We start from the raw sequence: 11,944 nt of genomic DNA on the forward strand, positions 1-11,944 counted from the left end.
ATAATTCTTCTTCCGGATATAAATTCTCATTTTTCAGAATAAAGAAGGGATAAATTAAATTTTATCGAACTTAATCTAAAATGAGAAAGGGAGTGGAATTATTTTATGAAACTTTTTAAAAAGGCGAGTATGGTATTCCTGTTATGTTTACTAATCGCTACACCAGTTTATGCTTCACCAGCCGGAGGCGCAGACCAAGCATTTGATAATAAGATTGTGAAGCGCGTAAAGACAGAAAATATTTATGATCATGTTGCATACTTATCTCAAGTAATTGGTTCTCGTGGGGCAGGCACAGAAGGAGAATTAGAGACTGTTGATTATCTGGTGGATCAGTTTAGAAGCTATGGCTATAAAGATGTTAAGGTACATGAGTTTACATTTCCTTCGGGAGGCAAAAATATTACCTCCTATAACGTGGAGGCTGTAAAAGAACCAATGAAAAATCACAATAAAGGTCAAGAAATTATTGTCGGTGCACATCATGATTCTGTGCCATGGGGGCCTGGAGCCAATGATGATGCGTCTGGAACAGCTGCATTGTTAGAGCTTGCCAGGGTGTTTGCCGATACGCCAACAGATACAACTATTAAGTTTGTTGCTTTTGGTGCAGAAGAGTATGGTCTTTGGGGCTCTCGCAGATATGCTGAAGAAATGACGAATCAAGAGGTAGATAAAACTGTTGCTATGTTCCAAATGGATATGGTAGGCAGTGCAGAGGCTGGAGATTTAGTTATGTTCACAGCAAACGGTGAAAAAAATACCGTAACTGATCTTGGAGCGGCAGCAGGCTCGCGTGTTAGTGAGTTAGTTCCGTATAGTGAATTAGGGCGTAGTGATCATGTACCTTTTCATAACCTGGGAATTCCTGCAGCATTGTTTATTCATACACCACTAGAACCTTGGTATCATACGGAAGACGATTTACTAAAATATATTAGTAAAGAGAAATTAAAGGACGTGTCTAATATTGTTGGATCTGCTATCTACCAAATAGCCAGAAAAGACACTCCAGCATTGGAAAAATCACAGGTAGCTCCAGTACCTGTGGATTACTATTATAAAGAACCTGAATTGTAAAATTACCTTAAAAGCCGGTTATTCACAGTGTGGATAACCGGCTTTTTTTGTGAGATAAAATATTTTTGTGGATAACTTTATTTTTGAAGTAATTTGTGATATTCTATTAAGTTAGTGACGATAAAATATTATCATTCGTTATTAACATAGATATATTATTCATGTTGGAGGTGAAAGCGATGGAAACAGATACAATTACTGCTATATCAACCCCAATTGGTGAAGGAGCAATTGCTATTGTGAGGTTGAGTGGCCCAGAGGCAATTTCAATAACTAATCAACTATACAAGGGAAAAGATCTCGGTGAGGTAGATTCTCATACGATTCATTATGGAAAGATTATTGACCCAGAAACAGAGGAAGTTGCTGAGGAGGTAATGGTTTCCGTAATGCGTGCGCCGAAGACATTTACCAGGGAAGATGTTGTGGAAATAAATTGCCATGGTGGGATGGTCTCCGTTAATCGCGTATTAGAGATTGTTCTTAGTAAAGGTGCCCGCTTAGCAGAGCCTGGGGAATTTACCAAGCGTGCTTTTCTGCATGGACGAATTGATTTGTCGCAGGCAGAAGCCGTAATGGATTTAATCCGGGCAAAAACAGATAAAGCAATGTCTGTGGCACTGAAGCAAATGGATGGAAGGTTATCTGGATTAATTCAGCGTCTAAGACAGGAGCTGCTGGAAACCGTTGCTCACGTGGAAGTTAATATAGATTATCCAGAATACGATGATGTGGAAGAGATGTCCCATGAAATGATGCGCCAAAAGACAAAAGAGGTCAATAAAGAAATAGTAAACCTACTTGAAGTAGCAAAACAAGGAAAAATTTTGCGTGAAGGATTGGCTACTGCGATCATCGGCAGACCAAATGTAGGGAAATCTTCCTTAATGAATGCATTGGTTCAGGAAAATAAAGCAATTGTAACAGAGATACCGGGTACTACCCGTGATATTATAGAAGAGTACGTGAATGTCCGTGGGGTTCCACTTCGTCTCGTCGATACGGCGGGGATTCGGGAAACAGAGGATATTGTCGAAAAGATTGGTGTAGAACGGTCCAGACAAGTACTGAAGGAATCAGATTTGATCCTGTATGTATTGAATTATAATGAAGCTCTTACAGATGAGGATCGAAAGCTGTTTGAAGCTATACAGGGACTTGAGTATATTGTAATTATCAATAAAACAGATTTGGGACAAAAGCTTGATTTAAATGAAGTAAGGAATTTAGCAGAAAATAACCCAGTCGTTACGACTTCTTTAATTGAAGAAGAGGGCATAAATGAATTGGAAGCTGCAATTGCGAAAACATTTTTCGCCGGGGATATTGATACAGGTGATTTAACATATGTATCCAATGTAAGACATATCCAGTTATTAAAGCAGGCTAAGCAAGCATTAGAAGATGCAGTGAATGGTCTGGAAATGGGAATGCCTTTGGATATTGTACAAATTGACGTGACTCGTACGTGGGAGTTTTTAGGCGAAATCATTGGTGATACAGCTAGTGACAGTTTAATTGATCAGTTGTTCTCGCAATTTTGCTTAGGAAAATAACAATAGATAAAATTAGTAGCAGTGGTGTGTGCTCAGGGGATATTTTGTTAAAATAATAATAACTATTCAGCCCTGTGGCATACACCTGTGCTTTTTATATAGAAAGGATGAAATACTATGACATACAATGCTGGCCATTATGATGTGATTGTTATTGGAGCAGGACATGCTGGCGTAGAAGCAGGTCTTGCAGCAGCGAGAATGGGTGCAAAGACATTAATGCTGACATTGAATCTGGACATGATCGCTTTTATGCCATGTAACCCTTCTTTAGGCGGCCCTGCAAAAGGTATTGTTGTACGTGAAATAGACGCCCTTGGAGGAGCAATGGCGAAAGTAATTGATAAAACGCATATTCAAATGCGTATGCTAAACACTGGTAAGGGACCGGCAGTGCAAGCATTACGTGCCCAAGCCGATAAACCATTATATATAAAAGAAATGAAAAATATTATCGAAAATGAGCCTAATTTGACATTACGCCAAGGTATGGTTGATGAGTTAATTGTCGAAGATGGGGTATGTAAAGGTGTAATTACGGAAACAAAAGCAGCTTACTCTGCAGGGACGGTAATTATAACAACTGGTACGTTTATGCGTGGAAAAGTGTTAATGGGAGATTTGGAGTATGAAAGTGGTCCAAATAACCAACGCGTATCCATTAAACTTTCTGAACATCTGGAGGATCTTGGTTTTGAACTTACAAGGTTTAAAACAGGAACACCACCACGAGTGAATAGCCATACAATTGATTATTCCAAAACAGAAATTCAACCAGGTGACGAGAAGCCGCAAAGCTTTTCTTATGAAACGACAGAATATATTACGGATCAAATTCCTTGTTGGTTAACCTATACCAATGAGTTTACCCATCAGGTAATCAATGATAATTTGTCGCTTTCAGCCATGTATTCCGGTATGAAGCGGGGAACAGGACCTCGTTATTGTCCTTCTATTGAAGATAAAATTGTGCGATTTAACGACAAACCACGTCACCAAATCTTTTTGGAGCCGGAAGGAAGAGATACAGAAGAGGTATATGTACAGGGCTTATCAACTTCTTTACCGGAATCTATTCAACATGAAATGGTACGTAGTGTAAAAGGGCTTGAAAATGCTGAAATTATGCGTGCAGGCTATGCAATTGAATATGATGCCGTCGTACCTACACAGCTTTGGCCGACATTGGAGACAAAGAAGATTCCTGGTTTGTTTACGGCTGGACAAATTAACGGTACCTCAGGTTATGAAGAAGCAGCAGCTCAAGGGATTATGGCAGGTATTAATGCAGCTGCAAAAGTGCAAGGTAAAGACCCGGTAATTCTTGATCGCTCTCAAGCTTATATTGGTGTATTAATAGATGATTTAGTGACAAAAGGAACAAACGAGCCATATCGTCTTCTTACCTCACGAGCAGAATATCGTTTATTATTACGTCATGATAATGCCGACCTTCGTCTAACTGAGGTTGGACATAAACTTGGAATCATATCAGAAGAACGTTATGCAAAATTCCTTGAGAAAAAGCGCCTTGTAGAAGAAGAGAAAAAACGTCTAAATAAAATTGTTATTAAACCAAATGAAGATGTTAACAATATCATAACGAATGCTGGTGGAACACCATTAAAAGAAGCATTTAAAGCTTATGATTTAATGAAGCGTCCAGAGCTTAGCTATGAATTGGTTGATCAAATGCTTCCAGAGCATGCGAACCTTCCTGTTGATGTACAGGAACAGGTTGGCATTCAAATTAAGTATGAAGGGTATATTAATAAAGCAAAAGAACAAGTTGCCCGCATGTTGAAAATGGAAGACAAAAAAATTCCAGAGGATATCGATTACGATGCAATTAGCGGTATTGCAACTGAAGCGCGAGAGAAGCTTAAAAAAGTTCGCCCTCTATCTGTAGGTCAAGCATCACGAATATCTGGTGTAAATCCGGCAGATGTTTCCATATTACTTGTGTATATTGAACAAGGGAACATTGCAGGGTAGCAAATTAGGCTTCGAATACATGATGCTTTACAGAGAGAAAATGCTTTATTAGAATTTTAAGAGGCTGCCATAAAGGTAGTCTCTTATCCCATACATAAATAAGGAGATAAGTCTTTATGAATCCAGAACAATTTACGCTTGCATTGATGGATAAAGGTATTGAGTTAAATGATCACCAAAAAAAGCAATTTTCTATTTATTATGAGACATTAATTGAGTGGAATGAAAAAATTAATTTAACTGCACTTACAGATAAACAGGATGTTTATTTAAAACATTTTTATGATTCTATTTCTGCAGCATTTTATGTAGATTTTAATACAGTAGAAAATATATGTGATGTTGGGGCAGGAGCTGGTTTTCCAAGTCTGCCATTAAAAATTTGCTTTCCGCACTTACAAGTAACTATTGTTGATTCGTTAAAAAAGCGAATTGGTTTTTTAAATGAATTAGCAACAAAATTGGAAATAGATAATGTGGCATTTTATCATGATCGTGCTGAGAACTTTGGCAAGCATACACAGTTTAGAGAAACATTTGACATTGTTACAGCAAGAGCTGTAGCTCGAATGTCCGTTTTGAGTGAATTATGTCTCCCTTTAGTTAAAAAAGGTGGCAGTTTCGTAGCAATGAAGGGTGCACAGGCGAAAGAGGAAATATCTGTTGGAGCTTCTGCCATTGAATTATTAGGTGGTACGTTACGTGAAACTTATACCTTTACCCTTCCAAATGAAGATAGTGAGCGATCCATTGTAATCGTCGAAAAAACGAAAAAAACCCCAAAAAAATACCCAAGAAAAGCCGGCACACCAAACAAAGATCCAATAGAATAGTTTAATAGGTGTGGAGAAAGAAGCAACAATATATTTACTGATTTAATACTTTTATTCTAGTAAATGTGGTAAAATGGTAATAGGAACAGACGAAAAAATGAACTACGCAACAGGTTTGTTGTTGCGTTTTTTCTTATTAATTGTTTTTAATTAATTATTTATGTGATTACGTCTATTCATAGAAAATGTTTCACGTGGAACATTTTCTATTTTATACATAGATTGATAGTTTGTTAAAGTATATAAAGGTGGTGTCTTATAGTGGTAAAGCCTTTTAATAGAATCTTTGGTTTGGGAGACAACAAGGCAGATGCTGAACCGGAAGAGGTAGATTTTCATCCAGATGAAGTGGTTCAATTGCCTGTACAAAATATTGAACCAAACCGTTATCAGCCAAGGTCTATCTTTAATGAGGAAAAGATAAAAGAACTTGCCCAGACTATTCATACACATGGGATGATTCAGCCCATTGTGGTTCGTAAGATAGAGGATGAAGAAAATAAATATGAATTGATTGCAGGTGAGCGAAGGTGGCGTGCCGTTCAATCACTTGGTTGGGAAAATGTTTCAGCTATTATTCGGGAAATGACGAATGCTGAAACAGCCTCTGTAGCATTGATTGAGAACCTGCAAAGGGAAGAATTAACTGTTATAGAAGAAGCAACAGCTTATGGGAAATTACTGGAGTTGCATGGGATTACACAGGAGGCTTTAGCTCAGCGTCTTGGTAAAAGCCAATCTACTATAGCGAATAAGATTCGGTTATTAAAACTCCCTGAAGAGGTACAGCAATCTATTTTAAATAAAGAAATTACTGAGCGACATGCTAGAGCACTAATCAAATTGGGAGATCCAGAGAAGCAATTAAAAGTATTGAAGGAAATCCTGGAAAATGATTTAAATGTAAAGCAAACAGAAGAGAAAATTGCTAAAATGAATGAGCCTCAGGCTGAGCCGAAAAAGAAAAAAACGAAGTTAAAAGGCTTTAACAAAGATATTCGGATCGCAATGAATACCATTCGCCAATCCCTAAGTATGGTTTCGGATACAGGTGTAGAAGTAGAATCAGATGAACAAGAGTTGGATGACTGTTATCAAATTACAATTAAAATACCTAAGAAGAAATAATTTATCTTATACTTCATGTTCAACGCCCATCTTAGTTAAGGTGGGCTTTTTGCCAATAAATATTAAGTGAGAGAAGTATGAGTGATATAAGGACTTCAAAAGATCTACTATGTTTAAAATAACTTAATGATTAAATGAGATTAATAATGAATTACAATTCGCATTTTATTCGGCATTTTTTCTTTATTAATGATAGAATAATATGTATATAGTTTAGGTAGGTGTCAACATGGGAAAAATAATGTCCATCGCAAATCAAAAAGGTGGCGTAGGGAAAACAACTTCATCTGTTAATCTGAGTGCATGTCTTGCACATTTGGGCAATAAAGTATTGCTTGTAGATACAGATCCCCAAGGAAATGCAACTAGTGGGGTAGGAGTTAATAAAGCAGATGTAAAGCATTGTATTTACAATGTACTTGTAGAAGATATGCCAGCAGAGGAAGTATGTATCCCGACAAGTGTAAACAACTTAGATATTATTCCGGCAACCATTCAACTTGCAGGTGCGGAAATAGAACTTGTACCTACAATTTCAAGAGAAATTCGCTTGAAGAAATCATTAGAAGAACTGAAAGAGACGTATGATTATATAATTATAGATTGTCCACCATCCTTAGGGCTACTAACCTTGAACGCTTTGACCTCCTCGGACACAGTGTTAATACCGGTGCAGTGTGAATATTATGCGTTGGAAGGGTTAAGTCAGCTTCTAAATACCATCCGTTTAGTCCAAAAACACCTCAATAAGCAATTAATGATTGAGGGTGTATTATTAACAATGTTAGATGCTAGAACAAATCTTGGTATCCAGGTTATAGAAGAAGTAAAGAAATATTTTCAGGATAAAGTGTATAATTCCATCATACCTAGAAATGTAAGGTTAGGCGAAGCACCCAGCCATGGACAACCGATTATCACATATGATCCAAAATCAAGGGGCGCAGAAGTATATTTGGAGTTAGCAAAGGAAGTGATGGCCAATGGCGAAAGGGTTAGGTAAAGGGATTAATGCTTTCTTTCCAGATATTGAAGAAAAAGAGGATGACATCATTCAAGAAATTGCAATTACTGAGTGTAGACCGAATCCATATCAACCAAGAAAGACATTTCATGCAGATGCAATTGAGGAATTAAAGGATTCCATTCTTGAATATGGGATTATTCAACCTCTTATTGTCAGAAAGAGTATTAAAGGCTATGAAATTGTAGTCGGTGAGAGACGTTTTCGAGCAGCAAAGGAAGCAGGGCTTGATAAGATCCCTGTTGTCATCAAGGAATTAACCGATGATAAAATGATGGAACTGGCTTTACTTGAAAATTTACAGCGTGAGGATCTAACACCAATTGAAGAAGCACAAGCGTACGCTAATTTGATGACAGAATTGAAGGTTACACAGGAAGAATTGGCGAAAAAGTTAGGGAAAAGCCGTTCTCACATTGCAAACATCGTCCGTCTTCTCTCTTTGCCTGAACAGGTAATTGCATATATTAATAATGGAGAATTATCGATGGGGCACGGCAGAGCTTTGTTAGGTTTGAAGGAAAAGGATAGAATAATTCCTTTTGTAAACAAAATCCGTCATGAAAAACTAAATGTGCGACAGGTTGAACAACTGATTAATCAGCTAAATGAAAGACCTGTAAAGAAAAAAGAGAAACCGAAAAAGGATATATTTTTACAGGAAAGAGAGTCGATCCTTAGAGAGAGGTTTGGCACATCTGTAAATATTCATCGAGGTAAAAGAAAAGGGAAAATCGAGATTGAATTTTACAATGATGAAGACCTGGAACGTATCATTGAAACACTTGAAAAGTAAATAATGCTTCATTTTTTGGACGATTATCTTTAAAAAAGCGTTAGAGCTGGAACTGAACAGGCTCCTGCTATTAAGCTTTATGTAGTTCAAAATCTTATAGTTTTTAATGGAAGGACTGGCGTAAGAGATCGTCAGTCCTTTATTATCATTTTATATAGGGGGAAGGCAAATGATATATTTTGATCAGGCTGCATCCTCATTTCCGAAGCCACCACAGGTTGTTGAAGCAATGGTCCGTGTAATGACCACGACAGGTGCTAATCCAGGAAGAGGCGGACACAAAATAGCTAGGGAAGCAGCCGATATCATTCGTAGAACAAGAGAAAAAGCAGCAAATATCTTTGGTTGTACGGATCCTAAAAAAGCGCTTTTTTATAATAATGCGACGGTAGCCTTAAACCAGGCAATTAAAGGGTTAAGCTGGGAGCATGGAGATCATGTTATTTCTACTTCCTTGGAGCATAACTCTGTAAGAAGACCTCTTGAATACATAAAAGAAGCATTTGGTGTAGAGATAACTTATATACCGTGGTCCCCAGATGAAGAACAATTCACAAAAGCAATTCAGCAAGAGATAAAGGGAAAAACAAAATTAGTAGCACTGACACATGCCTCGAATGTGACTGGTGCAGTACTCCCTATAGATAAAATATTAGATGTAGTGAGAAATAAAGGAATTATTACATTAGTGGATGCATCACAAACTGCCGGCCATATCCCTATCCATATGAAAGAGCAAGGGATTGATATGCTTGCTTTCCCGGGGCACAAGGGCTTACTTGGTCCACAAGGTACAGGAATGCTTTTGTTGGAAGGTGATATCACTTTAAATCCTTTACATCATGGTGGGACAGGCAGTTTTTCTGATACCCCACATCAACCAGAAAACTTACCGGAAAAATTGGAGAGTGGCACGTTAAACACACCTGGAATTGCGGGGCTTTATGCGGCCTTGGAATGCTATGAAGAGCGAAAAGGTGAAAATGTTCCACGTGAAACAATCTTGATTAGAAGGTTGGAAGCCGGGTTAGAAAAGATCCCGGGAGTAATTTGTTATAGTGTGGATGGCGATCAGCTGAAAATGCCAATTGTTGCTTTTAACATTCAAGAGGTTAACTCACAAGAAATAGCAACCATTTTAGATTCACATTACCAAATTGGAGTACGTGCTGGTTTACATTGCAGCCCGTTAGGCCATGAAACTCTAAACACGCATGGGCAAGGGGTTGTCCGTGCAAGCTTAGGTATATATAATACGGAAAAAGAAGTAGACACTTTTCTAAATGCAATAAAAGAAATAGCAATGGCTTACGCAGATTTTGATTAATTGGAGTTGGGTTGAATGGTTTTATATGGAACATTGGTAAATGGGCTATTAATTATTGTAGGAAGTCTGTTAGGATTATTTTTTACGAAAATTCCTGAAAGATATAAAGAAACTGTTATGCACGGGATAGGGCTTGCTGTTATTCTAATTGGATTACAAATGGCATTTTCCACCGAAGTTATTATTATTGTGTTATTAAGTTTATTGACGGGGGCTGTGATTGGGGAGTTACTACATGTGGAAGAAGGGTTAAATCGTCTGGGTTCCTGGATTGGAAGTAAATTTGCCAGTGATACAGGTGATGGATTCAGTGTGTCTCAAGGATTTGTTACTGCCTCCCTTATATTTGTTATTGGTGCTATGTCTGTCATAGGTGCCTTAGACAGTGGGCTTCGCGGAGATCATGAGATTTTGATTACAAAAGGGGTTATTGACGGTTTTGTTGCACTTGTGCTTACAACGACACTGGGCTATGGAGTTATCTTCTCTGTTGTTCCTGTAGTTGTATACCAAGGGGGAATTGCTTTATTGGCAACACAAATAGATAGATGGTTACCAGAAGCGTTTTTAAATGGTCTTATCGTGGAACTGACCGCTGTAGGTGGACTATTAATTCTGGCGATTGGTCTAAATCTATTAAAAATAACGAATATACGGATAGGGAATCTATTACCATCTATCTTAACAGTAGCTTTTATTTATTACATTTATCAGTTTTTTATTTAAATCCCTATTTACATGCAAAAAATGCTGTTGAAAAAACCAGACTCATTCTATTTTTTAGCTAAAATTAGAATGAGTCTGGTTTTTTAGGTTCTAATATTTATTGGGGGTTATGCAATGATACGGAGAATAGAAAAAATACGAACAAACTAAGAATATAGAGGCTGCATAAATCACCGCTACGGGGAAATACTCCGCTTTCCGCGGTCGGCTGATGAGCCTCGGGCCAACACGATGTTGGTCATGAAGGCGTTGCGACAGGACGTCGCGACTTTAGCCTTCCAACCCCTATAACGCGTTCCGGGGTCTCACCGAGGCCTCTCCTCCCGCAGGAGTCTCCATATTTCCCCTTCGCTAAGAATTGCTTTTTAGAAATAAATGACTTTAGTTTTAGGAGAAAAAAGCTCGTTTAACATCTTAAAAGACAAGTGGAAAGACCACTCCGCATCTGAATTTTGAAGATGATACAAAATGATTGGAATGGAAGATGGCAATCTATGAATGTCACGTCCTGGGACTGGGGCTGGGGCTGCGCTAACTCGCCCCACCGAAAACATTTGGGATTGCGTTTCCTCTTCCTGCCAAAAATAACTTTGGCACCGATTGCATGACCAACTTCCTCGAAAAAGGAAACCGCTTTTTAGGGTGGCGTAATACTTATAGTAGTTTTCACTAGTTTGCAGTTTCCTTCTAACTATGAATAAACAAAATACGATTGTATCCTGTCATTTGCAGCATAACCGTTTTTATAAGTATGTTAGCTAAAGCAAGGTGCTTCCACTTACATCGTTTTTTCTTTGTTTATTGGTAACACAATTGCAGGCTGGGTGTGTTGATAACAAAGCCGCTGATCTATATATGCCAATAACTCGGAAATTTTTGTTGCCATATCCATTACGATTGATAATCTGGTATTTTGTAATACAGCATATTCCATAAACCCACTTATATTAACTACCCCAGTCACATGAATATCTCCCACATCAGGTAGACGCTTATTTAAGGCGGCTCCGGGGCTAATTGGGCCTGTCCCAGCTATAAGCTGACCAATGGATGTGTTTTTGCCGAGGCAGGCATCTATTGCGATAATAAAGGGGTTCCTGTGTTTTGACTTTATTTTATCCAGATAATCTTGCAGGTTAGTTGCATGTACAGGTTGATGCAACGTACCATAGATTGTTAAATGTTTCGGATTGAGCGAGGAGAACAAGGAACCAGCCAGTGGACCAAGCGCATCTCCTGTAGATCGATCTGTTCCAATAAAAACAACAATATAATCTCGTGGAGTTGTGGGAAACCAGGAGATTAATTTTTCTCCTAAAGAAGTTTTTAGCTCTGCTTCCTGGTAAAACATACGAAAACTTTCATTTTTATTTTTGAAACGATTTATAAGACTCATAGCTTATCCTCCAGAAACATATTGGTATAGTATACGGAAATTTTCAAAAATCTATACATGGATTCTAAAATATTGGAGGAAAA

10 protein-coding genes are annotated in these 11,944 nt (G+C 38.0%); 9 read left to right on the plus strand and 1 reads right to left on the minus strand.

Annotated features, from left to right (window positions below; all coding sequences use genetic code 11):
* Window positions 1-105 precede the first annotated feature (105 nt).
* The 9 genes from JCM12304_RS03530 to JCM12304_RS03570 all read left to right on the plus strand — a co-directional run bounded on the left by JCM12304_RS03530 (window position 106) and on the right by JCM12304_RS03570 (window position 10,465).
* Window positions 106-1,080 carry a M20/M25/M40 family metallo-hydrolase gene (locus JCM12304_RS03530; protein ID WP_060678555.1) on the plus strand — a complete coding sequence of 325 codons (975 nt, stop codon included), beginning with the start codon at window positions 106-108 and terminating at the stop codon, window positions 1,078-1,080.
* Window positions 1,081-1,259: 179 nt separating this feature from the next.
* Window positions 1,260-2,636 carry a tRNA uridine-5-carboxymethylaminomethyl(34) synthesis GTPase MnmE gene (gene mnmE, locus JCM12304_RS03535; protein ID WP_060678556.1) on the plus strand — a complete coding sequence of 459 codons (1,377 nt, stop codon included), beginning with the start codon at window positions 1,260-1,262 and terminating at the stop codon, window positions 2,634-2,636.
* A gap of 117 nt (window positions 2,637-2,753) precedes the next feature.
* The gene (gene mnmG / locus JCM12304_RS03540; RefSeq protein ID WP_060678557.1) at window positions 2,754-4,631 is read left to right on the plus strand and encodes a tRNA uridine-5-carboxymethylaminomethyl(34) synthesis enzyme MnmG; all 1,878 of its coding nucleotides are present in this window, start codon (window positions 2,754-2,756) and stop codon (window positions 4,629-4,631) included.
* Window positions 4,632-4,747: 116 nt separating this feature from the next.
* On the plus strand, window positions 4,748-5,464 hold the full coding sequence (rsmG, locus tag JCM12304_RS03545) for a 16S rRNA (guanine(527)-N(7))-methyltransferase RsmG (protein WP_060678558.1): 717 nt from the start codon (window positions 4,748-4,750) through the stop codon (window positions 5,462-5,464).
* Window positions 5,465-5,725: 261 nt separating this feature from the next.
* Window positions 5,726-6,592: a nucleoid occlusion protein gene (gene noc, locus JCM12304_RS03550; protein WP_019377828.1), complete on the plus strand. Its 867-nt coding sequence runs from the start codon at window positions 5,726-5,728 to the stop codon at window positions 6,590-6,592.
* Window positions 6,593-6,821: 229 nt separating this feature from the next.
* Window positions 6,822-7,595, plus strand: coding sequence for a ParA family protein (locus tag JCM12304_RS03555; RefSeq protein WP_019377829.1), 774 nt, complete (start codon window positions 6,822-6,824; stop codon window positions 7,593-7,595).
* Entirely contained in the window at window positions 7,576-8,412 is an 837-nt protein-coding gene (locus tag JCM12304_RS03560; protein ID WP_019377830.1) for a ParB/RepB/Spo0J family partition protein, read from the plus strand. The genes JCM12304_RS03555 and JCM12304_RS03560 overlap by 20 nt, the downstream gene beginning before the upstream one ends.
* Before the next feature lie 169 nt (window positions 8,413-8,581).
* Window positions 8,582-9,739: an aminotransferase class V-fold PLP-dependent enzyme gene (locus JCM12304_RS03565; protein ID WP_060678559.1), complete on the plus strand. Its 1,158-nt coding sequence runs from the start codon at window positions 8,582-8,584 to the stop codon at window positions 9,737-9,739.
* A gap of 15 nt (window positions 9,740-9,754) precedes the next feature.
* Window positions 9,755-10,465 (plus strand): DUF554 domain-containing protein, encoded by a 711-nt coding sequence (locus JCM12304_RS03570; RefSeq protein WP_060678560.1) that lies wholly within the window; start codon window positions 9,755-9,757, stop codon window positions 10,463-10,465.
* Between the two features lie 778 nt (window positions 10,466-11,243).
* On the opposite strand, the gene yyaC is transcribed toward JCM12304_RS03570, so the two are convergent.
* Window positions 11,244-11,861 carry a spore protease YyaC gene (gene yyaC / locus JCM12304_RS03575; RefSeq protein ID WP_019375772.1) on the minus strand — a complete coding sequence of 206 codons (618 nt, stop codon included), beginning with the start codon at window positions 11,859-11,861 and terminating at the stop codon, window positions 11,244-11,246.
* Window positions 11,862-11,944 lie beyond the last annotated feature (83 nt).

Origin of the sequence: Virgibacillus halodenitrificans JCM 12304 (genome assembly GCF_001310895.1) — a bacterium.
GTDB classification, from domain to species: domain Bacteria; phylum Bacillota; class Bacilli; order Bacillales; family Amphibacillaceae; genus Virgibacillus_Q; species Virgibacillus_Q halodenitrificans.

What these genes read in the sequence shown, in the direction of transcription:
- JCM12304_RS03530 (WP_060678555.1), top strand. Translation starts at nt 106, where the DNA reads ATGAAACTTTTTAAAAAGGCGAGTATGGTATTCCTGTTATGTTTACTA.
- mnmE (WP_060678556.1), top strand. Translation starts at nt 1,260, where the DNA reads ATGGAAACAGATACAATTACTGCTATATCAACCCCAATTGGTGAAGGA.
- mnmG (WP_060678557.1), top strand. Translation starts at nt 2,754, where the DNA reads ATGACATACAATGCTGGCCATTATGATGTGATTGTTATTGGAGCAGGA.
- rsmG (WP_060678558.1), top strand. Translation starts at nt 4,748, where the DNA reads ATGAATCCAGAACAATTTACGCTTGCATTGATGGATAAAGGTATTGAG.
- JCM12304_RS03555 (WP_019377829.1), top strand. Translation starts at nt 6,822, where the DNA reads ATGGGAAAAATAATGTCCATCGCAAATCAAAAAGGTGGCGTAGGGAAA.
- JCM12304_RS03560 (WP_019377830.1), top strand. Translation starts at nt 7,576, where the DNA reads ATGGCGAAAGGGTTAGGTAAAGGGATTAATGCTTTCTTTCCAGATATT.
- JCM12304_RS03565 (WP_060678559.1), top strand. Translation starts at nt 8,582, where the DNA reads ATGATATATTTTGATCAGGCTGCATCCTCATTTCCGAAGCCACCACAG.
- JCM12304_RS03570 (WP_060678560.1), top strand. Translation starts at nt 9,755, where the DNA reads ATGGTTTTATATGGAACATTGGTAAATGGGCTATTAATTATTGTAGGA.
- yyaC (WP_019375772.1), bottom strand. Translation starts at nt 11,861, where the DNA reads ATGAGTCTTATAAATCGTTTCAAAAATAAAAATGAAAGTTTTCGTATG.